Raw genomic sequence first — 22,245 nt, forward strand, 5'->3', positions numbered from 1 at the left:
CTCCTCACCAGATAACCGGGGCTCCCCTAGCAGGTTCCCCTGCCCGACGACCGCGTGTCGGGCCTACCGCCGAACTACCGCCGACCGGCTTGCCGCTCGTCCCCCCGGTGGAGGGTCGTCGCGCGCTGTTGGAGGCCGGCGAGCCGCAGCGCTATCCGGCGGCGTACCGGCGGCATTCCCGACACCGCGCGCAACGCCAGGTCCCGCAGCGGCCGGCCGGCGGGCGGCAGGGTGGCCAGCCGGGTCAGCCTCGCGGCGAAGCCGACGACCTCTTCGGCGAGCGGCCGACGGCTGGCGGCGTAGTCGTCCAGCAGGGTGTCGGGGTCGCCGGCGAGGACGTCGCCGAGGGCGGTGCCGAGGGCCACCGCGTCGCAGATGCCGAGGTTCATCCCCTGTCCACCGGCCGGGCTGTGCACGTGCGCGGCGTCCCCGGCGAGCAGTACCCGGCCACGTCGGTAGCGGTCGGCGATCCGGTGGTGGACGCGGAACCGGGAACTCCAGAGCACGTCGGTCACCCGGTCCGGCCGCCGGGTCGGGCCACGCTCGTCGAGCAGCGCCTGGAGCCGGGCGGCGTCCGGATCGCGGGGCGCGTCGGCGACGGCGGCGACCAGCCGGACCACGCCGTCCGGCAGGGGTGCCCACACGAGCGGACCCGGTCGGGCGAGGAAGAGCGCGACCTCGTCGCGGGGGAGCACGCTGCTCACCCGGACGTCGGCGAGCAGGAACGACTCGCCCCCGTCGGCCGGCCCACCGAAGCCGATGCCGGCCAGGTCACGGACGGTGCTGTGCATGCCGTCCGCGCCGACCACCCAGCGGGCCCGCACGCTCGTCCCGTCGGCGAAGCCGGCGACCGTCCCGTCGCCGTCGTGGTCCAGGCCGGTGAGCTGGTACGGCCGGTGCACCTGCCCGCCGAGGGCGGCCAGCCGTTCGGTGAGCACCGCCTCGGTCACCGACTGGGAGACCAGCAGCGCGTACGGGTACGCCGACGGCAGGTCCCCGAAGCCGAGGGTGAGCAGCACCCGGTCGCGGTCCCGCACGGTGAAGCGCGACGCCCGCAGTCCCCGGGCCACCAGCGGCGCGGTGACGCCGATCCGGTCCAGCACCTCCAGCGTGTACGCATGCACGACGGCGGCCCGGGAGGTGACCGGCGGCGCGGACGCCCGGTCGACCACGGTCACCTCGACGCCCTGCCGGGCGAGGGTGGCCGCCACGGTCAGTCCGGTCGGGCCGGCTCCCACCACCAGGACGTCGGTCTGCGCGGGCAGCATCTCCCACCTCCGTTGCCAACACACGTTTGCCAACACTTGTTGGCAACGGTAGGCCGGGTGGACAGCGGAGGTCAACGCCTGTTGGCATAGAGTCGGGGACATGACCGCCCGCCGATCGGACGCCACCCGGGCCGCGATCCTGACCGCAGCCCGGCAGCGGTTCGCCGCCGACGGATACGAGCGCGCCACCATCCGGGCCATCGCCGCCGACGCCAGGATCGACCCGTCCATGGTGATGCGCTACTACGGCAGCAAGGAAGGGTTGTTCGCGGCGGCCGCCGAGTTCGACCTGCGGCTGCCGGACCTCACCGACCAGCCCACCGACCAGCTCGGTGAGGTGCTGGTCCGGCACTTCCTCGACCGCTGGGAGGGCGACGGGACGCTGGTCGCACTGCTGCGTACCGCCGCCACCAACCAGGGTGCGGCCGACCGGATGCGGGCGGTCTTCACCGACCAGCTCGGCGCGGCGGTGGCCGCCGTCGTACCCGATCCGGCGCAGGCGCCCCGGCGGGCCGGGCTGGTCGCCAGCCAGATGCTCGGCCTGGCGCTGACCCGGTACGTGCTACGCCTACCCCCGGTGGTCGACACCCCGCCGGCCGACCTGGTCACCTGGCTGGCCCCCACCGTCCACCGCTACCTCCGCGCCCCTGCCTGACCCCCGTCCCGGCGACCGCCGGGTCAGCCGCGACGCAATTGGGCGGATGTTGCGGTGTCCCGGGGCTGGGATACCGCAACATCCGCCCAAGCGCGACCCAGCCGGGCGCGGCCCGAAGCCCGGCGGAGGGCTGGTCAGCCGGCCAGGCCGCCGGGCTGGTCACCCCGGACCACGGGGGCCCGGACCAGGTTGCCCCACTCGGTCCACGAACCGTCGTAGTTGCGAACCTGCGGGAAGCCCAGCAGGTGGTGCAGCACGAACCAGGTGTGGCTGGACCGTTCACCGATCCGGCAGTAGGCCACCACGTCGTCGGCCGGGCTCAACCCGAGCTGGTCGGTGTAGATCGCCCGCAGCTCGTCGGCCGACTTGAAAGTGCCGTCGTCGTTCGCGGCGGACTTCCACGGCTTGCTCACCGCGCCCGGGATGTGCCCCCCGCGCAGCGCGCCCTCCTGCGGATAGTCGGGCATGTGCAGCATCTCGCCGGTGTACTCACCCGGCGAACGGACGTCGACCAGCGGCCGACCCGCCGCCACATGCGCCATCACCTGCTCCCGGTACGCCCGGACCGGCGCGTCGTTGCGCTGCGGCACCGGATACTCGGCGCGCGGCCGGACCGTCTTCTCCCGGGTCAGCTCGCGCCCCTCGGCGATCCACTTCTGCCGGCCGCCGTCGAGCAGCCGTACGTCGGAGTGGCCGAACAGGGTGAACACCCACAGCGCGTACGCGGCCCACCAGTTGAAGTTGTCGCCGTAGAAGACCACCGTGTCGTCGCGGCCGATGCCCTTGGCCGCGCACAGCTCGGCGAAGCTCTCCGCGTCCAGGTAGTCCCGGGTCACCTGGTCGTTCAGCTCGGTGTGCCAGTCGACCTTGACGGCCCCGGGGATATGACCGGTGTCGTAGAGCAGCACGTCCTCGTCGGATTCGACCACGACGAGACCCTCGTCGCCGAGGTGTTCGGCCAACCATTCGGTGGTGACCAGCCGCTGCGGGTCGGCGTACGACTGGAGGCGGGGATGCGGATCACTCGGCACAGACATGAGCCCCAAGTTACGCCGGAATCCGGGGCGTCGACCGCCCGTTGGGCCCGGAACGTCGGTCGGTCAGGCGCGGCGGTGTACCAGGCGGCCGGCGACGACGGTGGCGAGGCAGCGGCCGTCGTCGGCGAAGACGGCCAGGTCGGCGCGGCCACCGACGGTGAGGGCCAGGGGCCGTGCCACGTCGAGGACGGCCACGTCGTTACGGGCCACCGCCGCCCGTAGCGCCGGGTCGGTCAGGTGCCCGGCGAGCACCGCACCGACCCCCACCCGCAGCAACGCGTGCACCCGTTCACGCGGACTGGTCGCCGGGGGCAGCGGCCCGTCGTGCACCAGCGCCGGCCCGAGGGTGCCGGGCCACCGCCGCACCCGCACCATCGGGTACGCCTGCGTCAGCTCCCCGACCGGTCCGACCGCCTCGATCCGGTCCCCGTCGACCAGCACCGCCCAGCCCGACAGCGACCCACCGTCGCCCGGGGCCGGCTGGCCCGACAGCGACCCACCGGGGGCCGGGGCCGGCTGCCCCGAAGGTGGCCCTCCGTCGCCCGGGGCCGGCTGGTCCGGCGGCGGCCCACCCGGGGCCGGCACCGCCAGGCCCGACAGCGCGTCGTCCTTCGACGTCGCCCCGTCCGACAGCGCATCGTCGTCCCCCGGGGCCGGCCGGTCCGGCGGCGGCCCGTCGTCCCGGGTGAGGCGCAGCAGGGGGGCGGTGTGCAGGGTGCGCACGTCAGTCGGTGACCGGGCCGAGGATCGGACGCTTCGCGGTGACCGTGTCGCCGGAGGACCGGCCGGTGAGTCGACGGGTGATCCACGGGGCCAGGTGCCGGCCGACCCAGCTCAGGTCGGCGGCGCGGGCCGCGAGCCACGGGGTGGCGGCCGGGCGCTCCGGCACCATCAGCCACTCCTCGTCGCAGCCCACCCCGAGCGTCGTCAGCACCTGGGCGGCGACCCGCCGGTGCCCGGCGGCTGACAGGTGCAGCCGGTCAGGGCTCCAGAGCATCGGGTTGAGCCGGAACGTGTCGTCGGCGAACAGGTCGATCAGGATCGCGCCGTGCCGCTCGGAGATCTCGCCGATGAGCCGGTTGATCAGCGCGATCCGAGGTGAGACGAGACGCTGGCCGGGCAGCCGGGCCAGCACGTCGGCGAAGCGGAAGAGGATCACGTCGGAACCGTTGGCGCGCAGCCGGGCCACCACAGCGTCGAACCGGGTCGCCAACGCGTCCGGGTCGAAGGTACGGCGCAGCACGTCGTTGCCGCCGGCCGCGAAGCTGACCAGGTCGGGCTTCATGGCGAGCGCGGCGGGCACCTGCTCGGCGACGACACTCGGGAAGAGCCGGCCCCGGATGGCCAGGTTCGCGTAGCCGAAGTCCGGCCCGGCCTCGGCGGCCAGCCGGGTAGCCACCAGATCCGCCCAGCCCCGGTAGGTGCCGTCCGGGTAGGCGTCGTCCATGCCCTCGGTGAAGCTGTCCCCGACCGCCACGAAGCTCCGCCAGCGCACGCCGCCCCCTCATGCCCTCGTCGACCGCGGCGACCAGTGTGTCACCGGCCGGCCCTCACCTGTCGCCGCCCACCGCCCCAACGTGGCGCAGGTCATCGACCAGCACTCCGCGCCCTTGATCGACTCGCCTGGGGTCGGGGTGGATCGATCCTTTTGGGTCGATATAGCGGCATCCCGTACCTCCGGACACCGCTATATCGGCCCCCATGCCGCCGCCCGCCCCACCCCGGCCAGCTCAGCCCGGACCGCTCAGCCCGGCGGGAGCGGGGTGGCCGGTCCCCGGCGGTAGGGGGCCGTCGAGGTCGCCGGCGGCCTGCCGGGCGTCGTCGGGGTGCGCGACAGCAAGGACCCGACCGGGCCCGTCCTCACCTTCGAGCGCCGGGCCTGGCGCTCCTTCGTCGCCGCCACCGGCAAGGGTGTCGGCACCCACTGACCCGACCCGACCCGCCGGCCCCGACCCGACCCGCCGGCCCCGGCCCGACCCGGCGGCTACTGGCCCAGGATCGCCTCGATCAGGCGCATGGTGCCGTCGCGTTCCCAGGTCGACTGGTAGTTGGCGACGATCGAGCCGGGTGGATAGTGCGCCGGCATGTCCGGCCAGGTGCAGCCGGTGCGTCTGCGGTGGTAGATCGCTTCCACGATCAGCCGGCGGTCGTACCGCCGGCCCCCATGCGCGTCGCTGCCCGGCAGGATCGCCGCGACCTGCCGCCACTGCTCGTCGGTGATGCCGCCCGGAGTCGACGGTCCGCGCTGCTCGACCCGCTCGGGCCGGCGGGATGGTGGTCGCGGCACCTCGACAGCTCTCGGCGTCTCGACGGCTCTCGGCGTCTCGACGGCTCTCGGCGTCTCGACGGCTCGCGGCGTCTCGACGGCTCGCGGCGTCTCGACGGCTCGCGGCGTCTCGACCGGTTGCGGCGGTTGCGCACTGGCCTGTTGGCTTTCCCTGGCCGACAGCCGGGCCCGCGCCGCCGCCGCGATCTGTTCCCGAACCGGCAACGGCTGGGCCGGCGGATATCCGGTGAAGCCGGGTTCGAGGGCGGCGGTGAGGAGCTCGCAGGCCTGGCGGAGCTGCTCCCACTGCGGGGCGAGGGCCTGCAGGTGGGCGGTCGCCGGATCGTCGGGTTGCCCCTGCTGCCCGCCGAACGCCTGGAGGCGACCCAGGATCACCGGTTGACGGTGGGCGTACCAGGCCATGACGCGGGCGATGGCATCGTGCACCGACGACCGGTACTCCTCCTGGTACGGCCCGGCCAGGCTGAACGCGTACGCCTGCGTGTTGTACTCGGCCATGTCGGCGGCGAGGTCCGGGCAGTCCGCCAGCACCTGCGGGAACTGGTCGGGGTCCAGGTAGTCCAACCATCGGGGTGCCGGCTGGTCGCCGCCGTCAGGTGCCGGGTCCCCGGGCTGACCGGGCAGGTCCGGTTGCGCGACGGTGGCGGTCAGGTACCACTGCCGCAGGTGCTCGTCGCAGGCCGCGGCGAAGTACGGCAGGTACGCCCCGGCGACCTCGCCGGCGAGGGCCTCGGCGGCCACCGACCAGAAGGCGAACGTGGCCCCGGTGTCCACCTCGAACACCTGCGCCAACCGGGCGACCAGCGCGTACATGTCGTCGATCTGTGCGAACTCCGCGACGAGCGTCGGATCGACCTCCCCGAACGCCACCGCCAGGGGGTGGTCGACCCACGGCGGCCGGACGGTGTCCACCAGCGCGACGACGAGGTGGTCCCGGTCCAGCTGCCCACTGGCGTGCTGCTGAAGCAACGTGATCGTGGCCAGGCTACGGCGCAGCTGATCGACGCCGGTGTGGGCGGCCTGCTCGTCGGCCCAGGCGTGGAACATCGCCAGGCAGGTGGGGTTCTGCTGGGTCTCGGCCCAGGTGAGGCGCTGGAAGAACGCCGGCTCGTACTCGGCGATCCAGGCGAAGGTCGTGGCGAACGTGTGTTGCCACGGCGCCGGCTGAACGTCCTGATGCGGATGCACGCCTGTCTCCCGGTCGGTGGGCGGGTCCGCACCAGCGTGCACCGGATCTACCGGCCCCCTCCCCGGTCACCGGCCGGCCCTGCGGGCAGTCCGGGCTGCCCCTGCGGGCAACGCGGCGCCGACCAGTCCGGGCGCGGTGATGGTCAGTCCGGGCGCGACGACGTCGAGACGCGGTGCCCACCGCTGAAGGCCGGCGTTGCGCGACCCGGGCAGCCACCCCTCAGGCACGGACGGTCAGCGACCAGGCCCGGATCGTGATCCAGGACCGCGGTCAGAACCTGCCGCTCGTCGACCTTCGGCGTGGCCAGCGCCCCGGTGATCGGCAGACCCGACGGGGTGCAGACCAGATGCAGATGCAGACGCAGGCTAGGGCTAGGGCTAGCTAGGGGCTAGGGCAGACGGTAGACGGAGACGTGGGAGCGGGATTCGGCGGTGAACTCGCCGCCGGTCCAGTCGGCGTGCCGGCTCTCCAGGGTGAACCCGGCGAGCTGCCCCATCAGGTCCAGCTCGGCGGGCCAGACGTAGCGGTGCGGGGTGCGGAACAGTTCCGCCTGCCGACCGTCGCCGAACCGGAAATGGTGGGACACCACCTGCTGGTTCAGCACGTCGTAGGTGTCCAGGCCGACGTAGCCGGGTTCGGAGTGCCACACCACCGCCTGCTGACCGGGCGGCAGTTTGCGCAGCTCGGGCACCCACAGTTCAACGACGAACCGGCCACCGGGGGCGAGGTGCCGGGCGGCGTTGCGGAAGCAGGCCACCTGCTCGGCCTGGGTGAGCAGGTTGGCGATCGTGTTGTAGATCAGATAGACGAGGGAGAACTCACCCGGGGCGACGGCGGTCGCCATGTCACCGGCGACCACCGGGATCGTGTCCGGGTCCACCTTGGTGCGGAGCTGCGCGATCATCGGGGCGGACAGCTCGATGCCGGTGACCGGGATCCCCCGGGCGGCCAGCGGGACGGCGACCCGACCGGTCCCGATGGCGAACTCCAGTGCCGGCCCGTCACCGGCGAGCGCGGCCAGCCGGTCCACCGTCGGCCCCAGCACCTCGGCCGCGAACATGCCCTCGCCCGGCGTGTCGTAGTGCCGAGCAGCCTCGGCGTCCCAGATCTCGTCCTGCCGCATGCCCCGATGCTCACCGCCCCGAAAAACCATGTCCATCGAATTACCCCACCCCGCGCACCCCGCCGCCCCTCGCCCTCTCGCCCCCGCCCCTCGCCATCTCGCCCCGGTGATCAAGAGGTTTGCGTCACCCCGCCCCCGAACCCTGACGCCAACCTCTTGATCACCGCGAAACAGCGGAGGCGGCGGAGGCGCGCGGGGCGGGGGGAGCGCGGGGGCGGGCGGGGTGGAGGGCGGAAGGGGTGAAAGGGATCGCTGGGGTGGGGGGTGCGGCCTTACGCTGCGTCGATGTTGCTTCGTACGTCGACCACCCTGCTGCGGACCCTGCGCGAGGACCCGGCGGACGCGGAGGTGCCGAGCCACCGGCTCCTGCTGCGCGCCGGTTACATCCGCCGCGTCGCCCCGGGCGGGTACGCCTGGCTGCCGCTGGGCAAACTGGTGCTGGACCGGGTCACCGAGATAGTCCGGTCGGAACTGGCCGCGATCGGCGACCAGGAGGTGCACTTCCCGGCGTTGCTGCCGGCGGAGCCGTACCGGACCAGCGGCCGGTGGACGGAGTACGGCGACGACATCTTCACCCTCGCCGACCGGCGCGGAGCCGAGCACCTGCTCGCCCCCACCCACGAAGAACTGGCGACGCTGCTGGTCAAGGACCTGGTCTCGTCGTACCGGGACTTCCCGTTGACGATCTTCCAGATCCAGACGAAGTTCCGCGACGAGGCCCGCCCCCGAGCCGGGCTGCTGCGCGGGCGGGAGTTCCTGATGAAGGACGCCTACTCGTTCGACCTGGACGACGACGGTCTGCGCGCGTCGTACGCCAGGCACCGGGCGGCGTACCGGCGGGTCTTCGACCGGTTGGGGCTGGCGTACACGGTCGTGCGGGCGGTCTCCGGGGCGATGGGCGGCTCGGCCTCGGAGGAGTTCCTGGCCGGCACCCCGGTCGGTGAGGACACCTACGTCGGCTGCACGGCCTGCGACTACGCGGCGAACACCGAGGCGGTGACGACCCCCGCCCCGGCCGGCGGCGACCCGGACGCGCACCGCCCCACCGAGGTGCACGACACCCCGCAGACGCCGACCATCGCCGCGCTGGTGGCCCTCGCCAACGACCGGAGGCTCGCCGGGCGGCACGACTGGACCGCCGCCGACACCCTGAAGAACGTGGTGCTGACCGTACGCCGGCCCGGCACGGACACCCCCGAGGTGCTGGTGATCGGCCTGCCCGGCGACCGGGAGGTGGACCTCCGGCGGGTCGCGGCGGCCCTGCACCCGGCCGACGTGGCGGTCTTCGACGACTGGGCCGCCCACCCCGGGCTGGTCCGGGGCTATCTCGGGCCGCAGGTGCTGGCCAAGCTCGGGCTGCGCTACCTGGTCGATCCCCGGGTGGTCACCGGCACCGCCTGGCTGACCGGGGCCAACGAGCCGGGGCGGCACGCCACCGACGTGGTGTGCGGGCGGGACTTCGTCCCCGACGGCACCATCGAGGCGGCCGAGGTCCGCCCCGGTGACCCCTGCCCGGCCTGCGCCGCCACCGCCAGCGGAACTCCCGGCGGCACCGCCGTCGGGAGGGACGGCACCGGCGGTGAGCTGACGATCCGGCGCGGGATCGAGATCGGGCACATCTTCCAGCTCGGCCGCCGGTTCACCGACGCGTTCGCCCTCGACGTGCTGGGCGCGGCGGGCAAACCGGTCCGGCCCACCATGGGCTGCTACGGCATCGGGGTGTCCCGGGCGGTCGCCGCGATCGCCGAACAGCACCACGACGAGCGGGGGCTGGTCTGGCCGGCGGCGGTCGCGCCGTGCGACGTACACCTGGTGGTGGCGGGCAAGGGGGCGCAGCTCGACGCGGCGCTCGACCTCGGCGGCCGACTGTCGGCGGCCGGCCTGCGGGTGCTCGTCGACGACCGGGCCAACGTCTCGGCCGGGGTGAGGTTCACCGATGCCGAGCTGATCGGCATCCCGTGCGTCGTCGTGGTCGGCCGCCGACTCGTCGACGGGTACGTCGAGGTGCGCGACCGGGCGACCGGCGGACGCGACGAGGTGCCGTGGGACGGCCTGGCCGACCAACTACTGAGTCGGGTTCGCGGCAACGGGGTGTAGCGGACGCGCCACGGGGTACCGAAGTCGGATCGACTACGGGTGTTGTACGGAGGCTCTCATGTACCGGGTCAGTGACGTGATGACCAAGCAGGTGGTCTATCTGTCGGCGGAGACCACTCTGGACGAGGCGGCCAGGGTGATGAAGGAGGCCGACATCGGGGACGTGGTGGTCACCGACGGCTCCACGCTGGCGGGTCTGCTGACCGACCGGGACATCGTGGTCCGGGCGGTGGCCGAGTGCAGCGACCCGACCAGCACCTCGATCGGCTCGATCATCACCCGGGAGGTGGTGATGATCGAGCAGCACGCCACGGCCGGCGAGGCGGTGGCGTTGATGCGCGAGCGCAACATCCGGCGCATCCTGGTCTGCGACAACGAACGCAAGCTCGTCGGCATCGTCTCCCTGGGTGACCTGGCGATGCAGCTCGACCCCAGCTCGGCGCTGGCCGACATCAGCGAGGGCGCCCCGAACAACTGAGCCGGGCACGACGGCCGGGGTACGGGCGGGCACGACGGCCGGCGGTGCGGGCGGGAACGACGGCCGGAGCGGACGAATGACGTGGCCGGGGGCAGGTGGACCCACCCCCGGCCGGAACGGCCGCGCCGGCCGGTGCCGACCGTCGGGCGGGGACGGCAGGGGACGGCGGTAGCCTGGCGGAATGCCCGAGATGCCGACGAAGCTGGCCGAGATCGTCGAGGAGTTCGCCGACGCGCCCCGTGACGTGGTGCTGGAAATGCTGCTGGAGTACGCCGACGTGGTCCCGCCGCTGCCGGCCGGGGTGGACCGCGACGACCTGGAGCAGGTCCCCGAGTGCCAGACGGCGTTCTTCCTGCGCGCCGAGGTCGCCCCGGACGGCACGGTGACCACCGTGTTCGACTGCCCACCCGAGGCACCCACCACCCGGGCCTTCGCCGGCATCCTCGCCGAGGGGCTGGCCGGGGCGAGCGCCGCGCAGGTGCTTGACGTGCCGGACGACCTCTACCAGCGGATGGGCCTGGCCCAGGCGATCAGCCCGCTGCGGGTGCGCGGCGGCACCGCGATCCTGGCCCGACTCAAGCGACAGGTACGGGAACAAGTGGGCTGAGCTGGGGGTTGTCTCCGGTCATGGAGATCGAGATCTACGCCGACGTGGTCTGCCCCTGGTGCTACATCGGCAAGCGCCGACTCGAACAGGCCCTCGCGTCGTACGACGGTGAGGTGACCGTCAGGTACCGGCCGTTCCAGCTCGACCCGTCGCCGGTGACCACGCCCGGGCCGCTGCTCGACGCGCTGGCCGCGAAGTTCGGTGGCCGGGAGCGGGCCGAGTCGATGGCCGGCCAGGTTACCCAGGTGGCCGCCGGGGTGGGGCTGACGTTGAACTTCGACCGGGCGGTGAGCGCCAACACCTTCGACGCGCACCGGCTGGTCCGGTTCGCCGACGAGCACGGCCGGGCGGGTGAGCTGGTCGAGGCCCTCTACCGGGCGCACTTCACCGACGGGGTCGACGTCGGCTCGCCGGAGGCGTTGGTGGCGCTGGCCACCTCGGTCGGGCTGGACGAGACCGGGGCGCGCGAGTACCTGGCGTCGAACGCCGGCCGCCGCGAACTGGCCGCCGACCTGAGCACCGCCCACCAGCTCGGGGTGACCAGCGTGCCGACCTTCGTCCTCGCCGGCAAGTACGGCGTCACCGGGGCGCAGGAGCCCGAGACGCTGCTCGCCGCCCTGACCGAGGTCGCCCAGCGCGAGTCGGCCGCCTGACGCCCGCGCCGGGGTGGCATCGACCGGCGCAATGTTTCACGTGCAACAACATCGATGAACAGGAATGGCTAGGCGGGCCGGGCCAGGCCCTCCACCACCCGCGCCCCGGGCAGCGCGCCGAGCGCCGGCCCGGGCAGGGCGATCTTGCTGTGCCGCACGCCGGACCCGATGATCACGTGCGGGGTGGCGATCACCCGGGCGTCGACCAGGATCGGCCACGACTCCGGCAGCCCGATCGGGGTGATCCCGCCGTACTCCATCCCGGTCGACTCGACCGCCTCGGCCATCGGGGCGAAACTCGCCTTGCGCACGTCCAGCGTCCGGCGGACCACCCCGTTGACGTCGGCCCGGGTGGTGGCGAGCACCACGCAGGCGGCGTACCGGATCTCACCCTCCCGCTTGCCGGCGATCACCACGCAGTTCGCCGACACGTCCAGCCCCACCTCGTACGCCGCGCAGAACGCCGCCGTGTCGGCCAGGGTGGCGTCGATCGGGGCGACCAGGACGGCGTCGACGTCGACGGGCGCCTGCGCCGGCCACGACGCCAACGCGGCGGCCACCGGTGCCGCCAGCAGGTCGGGTCGGGTCCGGGCGGGCTCGGTCTGCAACGTTCCCATCACGGCAGCGATCCTCGCACCCCGGACCGCCGGCCGCCCGTCGGGCCACCCCCGCAGACCACCGGGCCTGCCGCCACGGGTCCGGCAGGTCAGCTGCCGCCGAGGAAGGAGTTCTCCCGCAGGAACGCCCGGTCGTCAGCCGACGCCGACTGCGCACCCCGCAGCACCTGGGGCCGGCGGGCCTCCAGATCCTCCATGCCGTGCCGCACGGCGAGACGGATCACCCCGTAGAGGAAGACCAGGCCGAAGACGTAGAGCAGCACCGTGACGACGAAGACCAGCATGGCGTCACGGTAGGCAGGGCCGGAACCCGTAGCAGGCTCATCTTCGGTCGGTTCCCCCGTACGTGTCGGCCAGGTGATCGGCGTCCCGCCGCCCGGCCGCCCGGCCGACGGGCCGGCCACCCGGCACGGCCTCACTTGAGCAGGTCGACGACGGTCAGCACGAGGAAGAACCCCACCACCGCCTCGCTGATGATCCACGAGTGCCGGTCCGCCCAGTCGCGCATCCGGGGCAGCACCCGGTCCGCCCGGTCACCGAACAGCAGCAACGCCAGCAGCGGCAGCGCGAGCAACAGCACGGTCAGCAGCACGAACGGCACCAGGTGCCACCACGGCAGCCCGTGCCGGGCGGCGGTCGCCCCCACCGTCACCATCGTCAGGTCGTCGGAGGGCATCACCACGAACAGCAACAGGCCCAGCCGGAACGCGTACCCGAAGCCGGCATGCTGCAGGCGGCCCATCCACCCGGGTTCGCCGGCCGAGTGCCGCCGGAGGAACACCACCACGGCCAGCACCACCAGCAGCGCCAGCACCACCCAGTCGATGGCCGTCTCGACCGGCTTGCGGCCACCACCCCCGCCACCACCGGCCGCACCCCTGACCAGCCGGAAGACCAGCCAGGCGAGGGTCGTACCGGCGGACACCGCGAGCGCCGCGCCGGCCAGGAAACCCGCCGATGCCCGCCGGGGCCGGTCACCGGAGGCGAGGAAGACCGCCGCCACCAGCTGCGTACCGGCCACCATCACCACGGCCATCGGCAGGAACGTCAGGAGGTTCATCGCCCACCATCCTCGCCGTCGGCACGGCCGGCCCGGCGGGATTCGCCCGGATCAGGCGGTCCGCTCCCGGCCCGGCACCACCCGGCCGGCGAGCACCGCGCCGAGCAGCGCACACGCCACCGCCACGGCGAGCGTCCCCGCGTACCCGGCCGGGCCGGGCGTCGTCCCGCCGGCGAGCACCGTGCCGGTCAGCGCCAGCACGGTGGCGGTGAACAACGAGTCGGCCAGTTGCAGCGAGGAACTGTTGCGGCCCTGCTCCTCAGGGGCCGACAGGGCCAGCGTCAACACCGACAGCGCCGGGAACGTCAACCCCATCCCCAACCCGGCCACCGCCCAGCCGGCCACCCCGACCGCCACCGGCACCGCCGGCCAGACGGCGAGGGTGACGGTGGCCGTGCCCGCCGCCACGCAGGCCAGCCCGAGCCGGGGCAGGGTCGCCGAGGACCGTGGCGGCGGCAGCCGGCCCTGCGCCCAGGAACCCACCGACCAGGACAGCGCGCCGACGGTCAGCACCAGCCCGGCGGCGGTCGGCGAGAAGCCGCGTTCCCGGGACAGCATCAGCGGGATGACCACCTCCGCGCCCACGAACGCCGCCGCCGCCAACCCGCGCAGACCCACCACCGTGGGCAGGCCCCGGGCCGCCCGCAGGAACCCCGCCGGCAGCAGCCGGGGCGCGCAGACCCCCAGGCCGGCCAGGGCCACCACCACCAGGGTCACCGCGAGCACGCCGCGCTGCTGCCCCCCGTGGTGCAGCAGTGCGGCGCTCACCCCCGCCCCGGCCGCCCACCCGATCCGGGCCGCCGCGCCCGCCGGCGGCCCGGCCGGCGGCGGGCGGTGCAGCGTCCGCAGGCCCGACTCGACCAGCAGCACCGCCGGCAGCGCCACCACCGGTACGGCGAGGAAGACCCACCGCCAGCCCAGGTACTCCACGATCAGCCCGGCCAACGCCGGCCCGACCAGCGACGGTACGACCCACGCCGCCGCGAACGCGGCGAACACCCGACGCCGCAGCTCCTCCGGGTACGCCTGCCCGACCACCACGTACAACGCGACGGAGAGCAGGCCGGAGCCGAAGCCCTGCACCGCCCGGCCGACCACCAGGGTGCCCATCGCGTCGGCGCTCCCGGCGACGAACAGGCCGGCGACGAACAGACCCACCCCGGCCCACATCGGCCCCCGGGGACCCCGGGCGTCGCACCAGATACCGGAGAGCACCATGGCCAGCACGCCGGCGGCGAACGAGCCGCCGAAGGCGAGCGCGTACAGCCCCAGCCCGTCCAGCGCGCGGGCCACCGTGGGCATCGCGGTGCCCACCGCCAACGCCTCGAAGGCGAGCAGCGACACCAGGGCGACGCTGCCCACCGTCATCGCCCGCAGGCGCGGGTCGTAGAGGCGGGTGGCCGGCGTCAGGGTGGCGGTCACGGGGTGACGCCGGGCGGTACGTCAGACATGCGCCCAGCCTGCGACCTGCACCCGGGTTCAGGTCAAGGGTGAGCCCGGTCTCGTCAGGCTGACTCCAGTGCCTCGCCGAGCCCCCTGGCCAGCCCCGACAGGTGCTGGTCGGCGAGCAGGTGACCGGCGGTGATCACCAGGGCCAGCGGCCACTCGATGACCTGGAGGGCGGCGAGCACCCCCAGCCCGGCGTAATAGGCGATCTTGTCCGGTGGTGGCACCGCCACCTCGCCCAGCATCGGCACCTCCACCCGTCGGGTGTACGCCCGGACCATCTCGTGACCGCCGCTGAGATGACGCGTGATCGTGCTCATTCCGGCCTCCCTGCCACTCGTCGGGTCGTCAGGGGGATTCCACCGGCACCGCCGTCCATGCCCCGCCACCGGCGGAAACTTCCCCCGGCCGGGGGGCATAACGGACGTCCGACCGGGAAGCCAGGCCGCCTGACGAACGCGGGAGGCGAGATGGGGTACGGCGGCAGTGGGCGGGACCGATCCGCCCGTACCCCTCGATGACCACGCTGGGCCGGGTCGCCGGCCGGGTCCTCCCGTCGGTGCCGGTGCCGCCGCTGCTCGGCGGGGCGTCCCGTACCGTCGGTTCGGCCGCCGGCCGGCTGGCCCGGGTGGCCGGGTTGACCCGCCGTCGGGTCTGGTCCCGCGACGGCCGGCACCACATCGAGGTGCACGGTGTCTGCCAGGACGGCGGTGACCGGCTGGCCTGCCAGGTCGAGGCGGCGTTGGAGCGGCTGCCCGGGGTGGCCTGGGCGCGGGTGAACGCCCCCTCCGGCCGGGTCGTGGTGGCCGTCGAGGACCCGAAGCCGAAACTCGCCACCCTGATCGACACCGTGGCCCGGGTCGAGCGGGTCTGCCCGCACGAGCCGGACCCGGAGATCCCGCCCCCGCACCCGCCGGAGGACGGGCCACGTACCCCCCGGACCCTCGGCGCGCTCGCCTCCGACGCGCTGGGCCTGACCATCTCCGCCGCCACCCGCATCCTGCCGTTCACCCCGGTACCGGGCGAGGTGGCCGGCCTGCTCACCGCCGTCGACCTGCACCCGAAGCTGCACGACCTGGCCGGCCGGGGGTTGCGTGCCGACCCGCGCGCCGAGGTGCTGTTCCCGCTCGCCGAGGCGGTCGTGCAGGGGCTGACCGGCGGCTGGGCCGGCATCGTCCTCGACGGCGCGCAGCGGATCGTGCAGTGGGGTGAGGCGCGCGCCCAGCTCACCGCGTGGACCCGGGCGGAGCCGAGGCTGACCGGTGACCCGCGACGCGCCGTCGCCCGGTCACCCGGCCCCGGCCGTCCCTGCCCCCGACCCGACGGCCCCGTCGAACGGTACGTCTCGACGATGCTCGCCACCGGAGCCGCCGCCGGGGCCGCCGCGTGGCCCGTCGCCGGTCCGAAGCGGGCCGCCGCGCTCGGGCTCGCCGCGCTGCCCAAGGCCCCCGGCAGTGGCCGCGAGGGGTACGCCGCGCAGCTCGGCCGGGTGCTGGCCCGGCGCGGCGTGATCGCGATGGACCGCAGTGTGCTGCGGGAACTCGACCGGATCGACACGGTGGTGCTGGACGCGGCCGTGCTCGGCTCGCCCCGGGGCGTCCTCGCCGACCTGGCCCCGCTGGCCGACACGGACACCGGGGAGGTGGCCGGCCGGGCGTTCGCCCTGTTCGACCCCGACCACCCGGACGAGACCCACGAGGCCGACGGTTGGCGACTCGGGCCACTGGCCGATCTCGACGCCGTCGACCCGGGGGACACCCCGCAGAGCCGGCGGCTGCGCGCGACGGACGGCCCCCTACTCGGCCTCGCCCACGGTGGCACCCTCGCCGCCGTCGTCCGGGTCGCCCCCGAGCCGGCGCCCGGCGTCGACGCGCTGCCCGCCGCCGCCCGGCACGCCGGCCTGCGCCTGGTCGTCGCCGGCCCGGACCCGCAACGGTACGGCTTCGCCGACGCGGTGCTGCCCGGCGGGGACCGGCTCGCCGGATCCGTCCGGGCCCTGCAACGCGACGGGGCGGTGGTGCTGCTGGTCTCCGGCGACCGGTCGGCGCTGGCGGCGTCCGACTGCGGGCTCGGCGTGGCCGCCCCCGACGACCTGCCCCCGTGGGGTGCCCACCTGCTCGTCGGCACCGACCTGCGGATTGCGGCGCTGCTGATCGAGGCGGCCGGGGTGGCCCGGCGGATGACCGGGCAGAGCATCCGCCTCGCCATGGCCGGCACCGGGCTCGGCGCGTTGGGTGCGTTCACCGCCGCGCCGACGCAGCTTCCCGGCCGTAGCCTCGCCGCCGTCAACGGCGCGGCGGCGGTGGCCTTCGCCAACGGGGTGTGGCGGGCCCGCCGGCTACCCGACCCGGCCGTGGCCCCGACGCCGGCCACCACCGCCTGGCACCTGATGCCGGTCCCGACCGTGCTGCGGCACCTCGGCACCGGCCCGGACGGGCTCACCGATGCCGAGGCACAGCGCCGGCACCGCACCGACCCGGACCCGTCGGCCGGGCCGGTCGGCCTGTTCCGGGCGTTCGTCGACGAGCTGGCCAACCCGCTCACGCCGGTGCTCGCCGCCGGTGCCGTCCTGTCGGCGGCGTTCGGCTCGCTCGTCGACGCAGCCCTGGTCGGCGGCGTGGTCGGCGGGTCGGCGCTGGTCGGGGCGGTGCACCAGCGCAACACCGACCGGGCGCTGGCCGAGCTGCTGTCCCGCTCGGCGGTCACCGCCAAGGTGCTGCGGGACGGCGTCGAACGGGTGGCCGCCGCCGAGGACCTGGTCTGCGGTGACGTGGTGATCCTCGGCCCCGGGGACGCGGTGCCCGCCGACTGCCGGGTGCTCACCGCCGACGGTCTGGAGGCCGACGAGTCGTCGCTGACCGGCGAGTCGCTGCCGGTGCCCAAGGGGGCCGCCCCGGTGGTCGCCGCCGTCCTCGCCGACCGCGCCTCGATGCTGTACGAGGGCACCACCGTCGCCACCGGCCACGGCACCGCCGTGGTCGTCGCCACGGGTGCCGCGACCGAGTCGGGTCGCAGCCTCGCGCTGGCCCGGCAGGCCCCACCGGAGAGCGGGGTGGAGGCCCGGCTCGGCCGGCTCACCCGCTCGGCGGTCCCGCTGGCCGTCGCGTCGGCGGTCGCGGTGGCCGGGGCGGGACTGCTGCGGGGCGTACCGCTGGGGCAGACGGCGGCGACCGCCGCGAACCTGGCCGTGGCGTCGGTGCCGGAGGGGCTGCCGTTCCTGGTCAGCGCGGCCCAGCTGGCCGCCGCCCGACGGTTGGCCGAGCACGGCGCGCTGGTCCGCAACCCGCGCACCATCGAGGCGCTGGGCCGGGTCGACGTGCTCTGCTTCGACAAGACGGGCACCCTCACCGAGGGCCGGCTGCTGCTCGCCGGGGTCGGCGACGGCGACCGGTTCGACCCCGTCGACCGGCTCGACGACGAGTTGCGCCGGGTCCTCGCCGCCGGGCTGCGCGCCACCCCGTACGCGGCCGACCCGCAGGAGCTGCCCCAGCACACCGACCGGGCGGTCCGGTACGGCGCACGGCAGGCGGACACGACCGAACAGACCGGTGCGCACGGGTGGACGGCGGTGGGTGGGCTGCCGTTCGAGCCGTCCCGGGGTTACCACGCGACGGTCGGGCGCACCGCCGACGGTCTGCTGCTGAGCGTGAAGGGCGCCCCGGAGACCGTGCTGCCCCGGTGCGGCGCGTGGCGGCTGCCGGGCGGCCGGGACGAGCCGCTGGACGACGAACGCCGGGAGCGGCTGCACGGTGTGCTCGCCGACCGGGCCGGGGCGGGGCACCGCATCCTCGCCGTCGCGGAGTGCCGGGTCGGTGCCGAGACGGTCACCGACGACGAGGTACGCGGGCTGGTCTTCGTCGGCTTCCTCGCCCTCGCCGACGGGATCCGCGACAGCGCCGCCCCGGCGGTCCGCCGGATCAGGCAGGCCGGCGTGCACACCATCATGATCACCGGGGACCATCCGGCCACCGCCGAGGCGATCGCGTCGGCGATCAGCCCGGATGCCGACGGTCAACGGGTGGTCACCGCCACCGACCTGGACCAGTGGGACGACGCGGAGCTCGGCGAACGGCTCAGCCGTACCGACGTGGTGGCCCGGTGCACCCCGGCGCACAAGGTACGGATCATCCAGGCGTTGCAGAAGTGCGGGCGGACCGTGGCGATGACCGGGGACGGCGCCAACGACGCGCCGGCGATCCGGCTGGCCGACGTGGGCATCGCCCTCGGCCAGCGGGGCACCCCGGCCGCCCGCGCCGCCGCCGACCTGGTGGTCACCGACGACCGGCTGGAGACCATCATCGCCACCCTGGTCGAGGGACGGGCGATGTGGTCGTCGGTACGCCACGCGCTGAGCATCCTGGTCGGCGGCAACCTCGGCGAGATCGCGTTCAGTGTGCTCAGCGCCGCCGTCACCGGCCGGTCGGCGCTCAACGGCCGGCAGTTGCTCCTGGTCAACCTGCTCACCGACCTGGCGCCGGCGCTGGCCATCGCCGTCCGGCCGCCCGACGCCGACCACGCCGACGGGTTGCTCCGCGAGGGGCCCGACGCCTCCCTCGGCGGCACCATGACCCGGGAGATCGGACTGCGCGCCGCCGCCACCACCCTCGGGGCGACCGCCGGCTGGACGGTGGCCCGGTGGACCGGCCGGGAACGACGCGCCGGCACGGTGGCCCTGGTCTCCCTGGTCGGCACGCAGCTGGGGCAGACCGTCCTGGCCGGCGGCACCAGCCCGACGGTGCTCGCGTCGACGGCGGCGTCGGTCGGGGTGCTCGCCGCCGTGGTGCAGACACCCGGGGTGAGCCAGTTCTTCGGCTGCACCCCGCTCGGCCCGGTGGGGTGGACCATCGCCGCCGGGTCGGCGCTCGGCGCGACCTTCGCCAACGGCACGTTGACGCGGCTGGTGGAACACCTGCCGGCCCGGGGCCGGCCCGCTGATCCGCCGTCGGCGGGCTAGACCTTCGGCGAGGTCAGGCCGGGGGCGGGGACCAGGTGGCGGCGGCCCGACCCAGCCGGTCGTTGACCGCCCGGCCGACCCCCTCGTCGGGAGCCGGTTCGGCGAGGATCTCGGTCACCCCGGCCGCGTCCAGCCGGTGCAGCGCGTCGAAGAGGCGGGCGGCGGCCTCGGTCACGTCACCGGCGGGCGACAACACCTCCACCGCCGCGTAGTCCGCCGCAGGGGCCGCGCGGAAGGCCAGGTAGCCCCGCCGGACGCCGTCGTCCGACGCCGGCACCGCACCCCGCACCAACCGCAACGGGGTACGCGGCGCGTAGTGCGCGGCCAACGTACCGGGGGCGACCGGCTGCCCGGAGCTGCCCGGCCGGATCGTCACCGGGCCGACCGCCGCGACGAGGTCCTCCACGGCGAGCGCTCCGAGGCGCAGCACCACCGGCTGCGGGCCACGCGCGTCCACGATGGTCGACTCGATCCCGCACCGGGTCGGACCGCCGTCGAGCACCACGTCGATCGCCGCGCCGAGCCCGCGTACGACATGCTCGGCCCGGGTGGGGCTGAGCTGCCCGAACCGGTTGGCGCTCGGGGCGGCCACCGGCACCCCGGCGGCCCTGATCAACGCACGGGCGGACGCCTCGTCGGGTACCCGCACGGCCATGCTGTCCAGGCCGGAGGTGACGATCGGCGGGATCACGGCCGGCCGGTCCACGATCAGGGTGAGCGGCCCCGGCCAGAACCGCTCGGCCAGCGCCGCGACGGTCGGGGGCAACACGCCGACGAGGGCCGGCAGGTCGGCGGCGTCGGCGAGGTGGGTGATCAGCGGATCGAAGCCGGGCCGAGCCTTCGCCTCGAAGATCCGCGCCGCGGCCCGGGCGTCCAACGCGTTCGCGCCGAGCCCGTAGACCGTCTCGGTGGGGAAGGCCACCAGCCCGCCGGCCCGCAGCACGTCGGCGGCCTCGGCGATGCCGTCGTGTTCGGCGGGCAGGACGCGGCAGGAGCCAGTGGTCACCCCCCGACGCTAGCCTGCCGTCGACGCCCGGACCGATGCGGGTGGCGGGCCGGTCTCCGCCCAGCAGACGCCGCCCCGGAACTCGATGCCCGGGATTCCGTCGACGATCCGGGTGACGTCCGCGACGGAGGCGAGCGCCCTGGTGAGGTCACCGCGCAGCTCCGCGCTGGCGGACGGCAGGTCGTCCTCCTCCTGCGCCCAGTCGATGTCGGCGGCACGCAGCTCGGCGACCGCGTGGCCGGTCAGCGCGGCCGGGTCGGTCACGGTGACGTCGATCCGGCAGTAGAGCTGGAGACGGCGGCTACCCGGGTCACCATCGGTCGTCATGCGGCTCAACGGCTCCGACGGGAGCGGAGCATCGCCCAGACGCCCCCGCCGATGGCCAGCGCCGTGGGCACCAGGCAGCAGAGCATCAGGAGGGCCAGGTGCCACGGTCTGAGTGCTCCCATTGCCGAGAGGTTAGAGGACGCACGCCGACCGTGCCGTCCCGCGGTCGGTCACCCTGCGGGAGAATCGCCGACATGCTCCGCTCGCCGCGCGCCCTCCTGCTGGACTTCGGCGGTGTCCTGGCCGACGCGCCCCCGCAGCCGCCCGCTTCGCCGGAACTCGTCCGGCGGCTCTTCCAGCTCGTCGACGGCGCGGTGTCCGAACGGCAGATCGCCGCCGACCTGACCGGGGGTGCGCGACGGTACTCGGCCTGGCGCGACGACGCGGGCCGGACGGCCGACCCGGTGGAGCTGCCGCACGCCCGGGTGTGGGCAGAGTTCGTCACCGGCTCGTGGCCCCGCCCGGCCCGCGACGCCGTCGACCGCGAGGCGACCCCCCTGTCGTACGCCTGGACGTGGCGGGCGGACTGGGCGGTGCGCCCGGGTATCCCCGAGGCATTGCGGGCAGCGACGGGGGCGGGTCTTCCGCTGGCCGTTGTGAGCAACACCCTCTGCGGCGCCGCGCACCGGGATTTCCTGGCCGCCGTCGGGCTGGCCGGGTCGTTCGCCGCCCAGTTCTACAGCGACGAAGCCGGCCCCCGGAAGCCCAACCCGCGCCTGGCGCTGCTGGCGGCGGAGGCCGTCGGGGTGCCGATCGGAGACTGCTGGTTCGTCGGGGACACCCTCGGTCGGGACGTCGAGTGCGCCCGCCGGGCCGGGGCGGGGGCGGCGATCCTGATGCGTTCCCCCCGCACCGACCGGGAGCAGCCGCACCCCGCCGTCGTACCGGACGCCCGGGTCGAGGACGGCCACGGCCTGCTGGCTCTGCTGCGTCAGGCCTGAGCAGGTTCCGGTTCCTCCTCCCGTCGCCGTCTGCGGGGAGGGCCGTCCCTCGACCGGGTTCGCTGCCTAGCTCTGCCCCAGCGTGTCGTCCACCGACGACGCCCCCGCCACGTGGTGGACCGCGACGACGGCGTCGCGCGGTAGCGCCGAGTAGACGTGCGGGAAGGAACCGCCGTCGGAGGTGTCCTCCCAGCGCACCGCCGCGCCGAGTAGCCCGGCGTCGAGGTCGACGATCACGAGCGCCGGCTCGTGCGCGAAGAACCGCAGGGCGGTCGCACCCACCTGTTCGCGCGAGGAACAGTGGATGAAGCCGCTGCTGTGGTCGAACGGCGATCCGTCGAAGCGGCCGGCGGCTTCGAACTCGGCCCACTCGGCGGGCAGCAGGATCTTGTAAATCAGCACAGCCCAGGGTGGCAGATGGCCGGCTGATCCGCAGCTGCCGCAGCCCGCCAACCCGACCGGCATCCGGCAAGCCACCTGATGCAGTAGGCACCCCGGCT

21 protein-coding genes and 2 pseudogenes are annotated in these 22,245 nt (G+C 74.7%); 8 read left to right on the forward strand and 15 right to left on the reverse strand.

Annotated elements, in window-relative coordinates; translation table 11 throughout:
* Window positions 1–74: 74 nt before the first annotated feature.
* Window positions 75–1,268, reverse strand: coding sequence for an FAD-dependent oxidoreductase (locus tag ACN265_RS30985; protein ID WP_421410904.1), 1,194 nt, complete (start codon window positions 1,266–1,268; stop codon window positions 75–77).
* Between the two features lie 100 nt (window positions 1,269–1,368).
* Between ACN265_RS30985 and ACN265_RS30990 the strand changes: the two genes are divergently transcribed.
* Window positions 1,369–1,923: a TetR family transcriptional regulator gene (locus ACN265_RS30990; protein ID WP_420116881.1), complete on the forward strand. Its 555-nt coding sequence runs from the start codon at window positions 1,369–1,371 to the stop codon at window positions 1,921–1,923.
* A gap of 134 nt (window positions 1,924–2,057) precedes the next feature.
* On the opposite strand, the gene ACN265_RS30995 is transcribed toward ACN265_RS30990, so the two are convergent.
* The 3 genes from ACN265_RS30995 to ACN265_RS31005 all read right to left on the reverse strand — a co-directional run bounded on the left by ACN265_RS30995 (window position 2,058) and on the right by ACN265_RS31005 (window position 4,455).
* Window positions 2,058–2,960 (reverse strand): sulfurtransferase, encoded by a 903-nt coding sequence (locus tag ACN265_RS30995; protein WP_421410906.1) that lies wholly within the window; start codon window positions 2,958–2,960, stop codon window positions 2,058–2,060.
* Between the two features lie 63 nt (window positions 2,961–3,023).
* On the reverse strand, window positions 3,024–3,683 hold the full coding sequence (locus ACN265_RS31000) for an imidazolonepropionase-like domain-containing protein (RefSeq protein ID WP_421410907.1): 660 nt from the start codon (window positions 3,681–3,683) through the stop codon (window positions 3,024–3,026).
* 1 nt (window position 3,684) lies between these two features.
* On the reverse strand, window positions 3,685–4,455 hold the full coding sequence (locus tag ACN265_RS31005) for an SGNH/GDSL hydrolase family protein (protein ID WP_204925546.1): 771 nt from the start codon (window positions 4,453–4,455) through the stop codon (window positions 3,685–3,687).
* Window positions 4,456–4,750: 295 nt separating this feature from the next.
* Here ACN265_RS31005 and ACN265_RS31010 point away from each other — a divergent pair.
* Window positions 4,751–4,888: pseudogene (locus ACN265_RS31010) on the forward strand (DUF397 domain-containing protein); the annotation flags it as partial.
* Window positions 4,889–4,944: 56 nt separating this feature from the next.
* Here ACN265_RS31010 and ACN265_RS31015 read toward each other — a convergent pair.
* From ACN265_RS31015 to ACN265_RS31025, 3 genes and pseudogenes are all read right to left on the reverse strand, one after another.
* Complete coding sequence (locus ACN265_RS31015) at window positions 4,945–6,435, reverse strand: transposase (protein ID WP_421410909.1); 1,491 nt, start codon at window positions 6,433–6,435, stop codon at window positions 4,945–4,947.
* A gap of 221 nt (window positions 6,436–6,656) precedes the next feature.
* A pseudogene (locus ACN265_RS31020) lies at window positions 6,657–6,794 on the reverse strand (IS982 family transposase); the annotation flags it as partial.
* Between the two features lie 30 nt (window positions 6,795–6,824).
* On the reverse strand, window positions 6,825–7,559 hold the full coding sequence (locus ACN265_RS31025; RefSeq protein ID WP_421410910.1) for a class I SAM-dependent DNA methyltransferase: 735 nt from the start codon (window positions 7,557–7,559) through the stop codon (window positions 6,825–6,827).
* A gap of 285 nt (window positions 7,560–7,844) precedes the next feature.
* Here ACN265_RS31025 and ACN265_RS31030 point away from each other — a divergent pair, with 285 nt between their 5' ends.
* The 4 genes from ACN265_RS31030 (at window position 7,845) to ACN265_RS31045 (ending at window position 11,394) form a co-directional block, all read left to right on the forward strand.
* Window positions 7,845–9,656: a proline--tRNA ligase gene (locus ACN265_RS31030; RefSeq protein ID WP_421410912.1), complete on the forward strand. Its 1,812-nt coding sequence runs from the start codon at window positions 7,845–7,847 to the stop codon at window positions 9,654–9,656.
* Window positions 9,657–9,714: 58 nt separating this feature from the next.
* Complete coding sequence (locus ACN265_RS31035; RefSeq protein ID WP_204925541.1) at window positions 9,715–10,134, forward strand: CBS domain-containing protein; 420 nt, start codon at window positions 9,715–9,717, stop codon at window positions 10,132–10,134.
* 181 nt (window positions 10,135–10,315) lie between these two features.
* Window positions 10,316–10,741: a SufE family protein gene (locus ACN265_RS31040; protein ID WP_145917200.1), complete on the forward strand. Its 426-nt coding sequence runs from the start codon at window positions 10,316–10,318 to the stop codon at window positions 10,739–10,741.
* A 20-nt stretch (window positions 10,742–10,761) separates the two neighbouring features.
* Entirely contained in the window at window positions 10,762–11,394 is a 633-nt protein-coding gene (locus tag ACN265_RS31045; protein ID WP_357924864.1) for a DsbA family oxidoreductase, read from the forward strand.
* Window positions 11,395–11,462: 68 nt separating this feature from the next.
* On the opposite strand, the gene ACN265_RS31050 is transcribed toward ACN265_RS31045, so the two are convergent.
* The 5 genes from ACN265_RS31050 to ACN265_RS31070 all read right to left on the reverse strand — a co-directional run bounded on the left by ACN265_RS31050 (window position 11,463) and on the right by ACN265_RS31070 (window position 14,837).
* Window positions 11,463–12,011: a YbaK/EbsC family protein gene (locus ACN265_RS31050; protein WP_204925539.1), complete on the reverse strand. Its 549-nt coding sequence runs from the start codon at window positions 12,009–12,011 to the stop codon at window positions 11,463–11,465.
* 89 nt (window positions 12,012–12,100) lie between these two features.
* Window positions 12,101–12,295 (reverse strand): hypothetical protein, encoded by a 195-nt coding sequence (locus tag ACN265_RS31055; protein ID WP_204925538.1) that lies wholly within the window; start codon window positions 12,293–12,295, stop codon window positions 12,101–12,103.
* 131 nt (window positions 12,296–12,426) lie between these two features.
* Window positions 12,427–13,071, reverse strand: a complete 645-nt coding sequence (locus ACN265_RS31060; RefSeq protein ID WP_421410914.1) for a GAP family protein — start codon at window positions 13,069–13,071, stop codon at window positions 12,427–12,429.
* A 51-nt stretch (window positions 13,072–13,122) separates the two neighbouring features.
* Window positions 13,123–14,493, reverse strand: coding sequence for an MFS transporter (locus ACN265_RS31065; protein ID WP_421410916.1), 1,371 nt, complete (start codon window positions 14,491–14,493; stop codon window positions 13,123–13,125).
* A gap of 83 nt (window positions 14,494–14,576) precedes the next feature.
* Entirely contained in the window at window positions 14,577–14,837 is a 261-nt protein-coding gene (locus tag ACN265_RS31070; protein WP_357924857.1) for a hypothetical protein, read from the reverse strand.
* A gap of 197 nt (window positions 14,838–15,034) precedes the next feature.
* Between ACN265_RS31070 and ACN265_RS31075 the strand changes: the two genes are divergently transcribed.
* Window positions 15,035–19,471 (forward strand): HAD-IC family P-type ATPase, encoded by a 4,437-nt coding sequence (locus ACN265_RS31075; RefSeq protein ID WP_421410917.1) that lies wholly within the window; start codon window positions 15,035–15,037, stop codon window positions 19,469–19,471.
* Window positions 19,472–19,484: 13 nt separating this feature from the next.
* On the opposite strand, the gene ACN265_RS31080 is transcribed toward ACN265_RS31075, so the two are convergent.
* Both ACN265_RS31080 and ACN265_RS31085 read right to left on the reverse strand, forming a co-directional pair.
* A complete protein-coding gene (locus ACN265_RS31080) occupies window positions 19,485–20,453 on the reverse strand; it encodes an L-threonylcarbamoyladenylate synthase (protein WP_421411703.1) in 969 nt (322 codons plus the stop codon).
* A 33-nt stretch (window positions 20,454–20,486) separates the two neighbouring features.
* Window positions 20,487–20,804 carry a hypothetical protein gene (locus ACN265_RS31085; RefSeq protein ID WP_421410918.1) on the reverse strand — a complete coding sequence of 106 codons (318 nt, stop codon included), beginning with the start codon at window positions 20,802–20,804 and terminating at the stop codon, window positions 20,487–20,489.
* 194 nt (window positions 20,805–20,998) lie between these two features.
* Here ACN265_RS31085 and ACN265_RS31090 point away from each other — a divergent pair, with 194 nt between their 5' ends.
* The gene (locus ACN265_RS31090) at window positions 20,999–21,745 is read left to right on the forward strand and encodes an HAD-IA family hydrolase (RefSeq protein ID WP_421410919.1); all 747 of its coding nucleotides are present in this window, start codon (window positions 20,999–21,001) and stop codon (window positions 21,743–21,745) included.
* A gap of 66 nt (window positions 21,746–21,811) precedes the next feature.
* On the opposite strand, the gene ACN265_RS31095 is transcribed toward ACN265_RS31090, so the two are convergent.
* Window positions 21,812–22,147 (reverse strand): DUF952 domain-containing protein, encoded by a 336-nt coding sequence (locus ACN265_RS31095; protein ID WP_421410921.1) that lies wholly within the window; start codon window positions 22,145–22,147, stop codon window positions 21,812–21,814.
* Between the last annotated feature and the right edge of the window lie 98 nt (window positions 22,148–22,245).

Origin of the sequence: Micromonospora sp. WMMD730 (genome assembly GCF_049178955.1) — a bacterium.
In the GTDB taxonomy this organism is placed as follows: domain Bacteria; phylum Actinomycetota; class Actinomycetes; order Mycobacteriales; family Micromonosporaceae; genus Micromonospora; species Micromonospora wenchangensis.

Excerpts from the sequence above, each read along its gene's own strand:
- ACN265_RS30985 (WP_421410904.1), bottom strand. The coding sequence starts at position 1,268 with ATGCTGCCCGCGCAGACCGACGTCCTGGTGGTGGGAGCCGGCCCGACC.
- ACN265_RS30990 (WP_420116881.1), top strand. The coding sequence starts at position 1,369 with ATGACCGCCCGCCGATCGGACGCCACCCGGGCCGCGATCCTGACCGCA.
- ACN265_RS30995 (WP_421410906.1), bottom strand. The coding sequence starts at position 2,960 with ATGTCTGTGCCGAGTGATCCGCATCCCCGCCTCCAGTCGTACGCCGAC.
- ACN265_RS31025 (WP_421410910.1), bottom strand. The coding sequence starts at position 7,559 with ATGCGGCAGGACGAGATCTGGGACGCCGAGGCTGCTCGGCACTACGAC.
- ACN265_RS31030 (WP_421410912.1), top strand. The coding sequence starts at position 7,845 with ATGTTGCTTCGTACGTCGACCACCCTGCTGCGGACCCTGCGCGAGGAC.
- ACN265_RS31035 (WP_204925541.1), top strand. The coding sequence starts at position 9,715 with ATGTACCGGGTCAGTGACGTGATGACCAAGCAGGTGGTCTATCTGTCG.
- ACN265_RS31040 (WP_145917200.1), top strand. The coding sequence starts at position 10,316 with ATGCCCGAGATGCCGACGAAGCTGGCCGAGATCGTCGAGGAGTTCGCC.
- ACN265_RS31045 (WP_357924864.1), top strand. The coding sequence starts at position 10,762 with ATGGAGATCGAGATCTACGCCGACGTGGTCTGCCCCTGGTGCTACATC.
- ACN265_RS31050 (WP_204925539.1), bottom strand. The coding sequence starts at position 12,011 with ATGGGAACGTTGCAGACCGAGCCCGCCCGGACCCGACCCGACCTGCTG.
- ACN265_RS31055 (WP_204925538.1), bottom strand. The coding sequence starts at position 12,295 with ATGCTGGTCTTCGTCGTCACGGTGCTGCTCTACGTCTTCGGCCTGGTC.
- ACN265_RS31060 (WP_421410914.1), bottom strand. The coding sequence starts at position 13,071 with ATGAACCTCCTGACGTTCCTGCCGATGGCCGTGGTGATGGTGGCCGGT.
- ACN265_RS31070 (WP_357924857.1), bottom strand. The coding sequence starts at position 14,837 with ATGAGCACGATCACGCGTCATCTCAGCGGCGGTCACGAGATGGTCCGG.
- ACN265_RS31075 (WP_421410917.1), top strand. The coding sequence starts at position 15,035 with ATGACCACGCTGGGCCGGGTCGCCGGCCGGGTCCTCCCGTCGGTGCCG.
- ACN265_RS31085 (WP_421410918.1), bottom strand. The coding sequence starts at position 20,804 with ATGACGACCGATGGTGACCCGGGTAGCCGCCGTCTCCAGCTCTACTGC.
- ACN265_RS31090 (WP_421410919.1), top strand. The coding sequence starts at position 20,999 with ATGCTCCGCTCGCCGCGCGCCCTCCTGCTGGACTTCGGCGGTGTCCTG.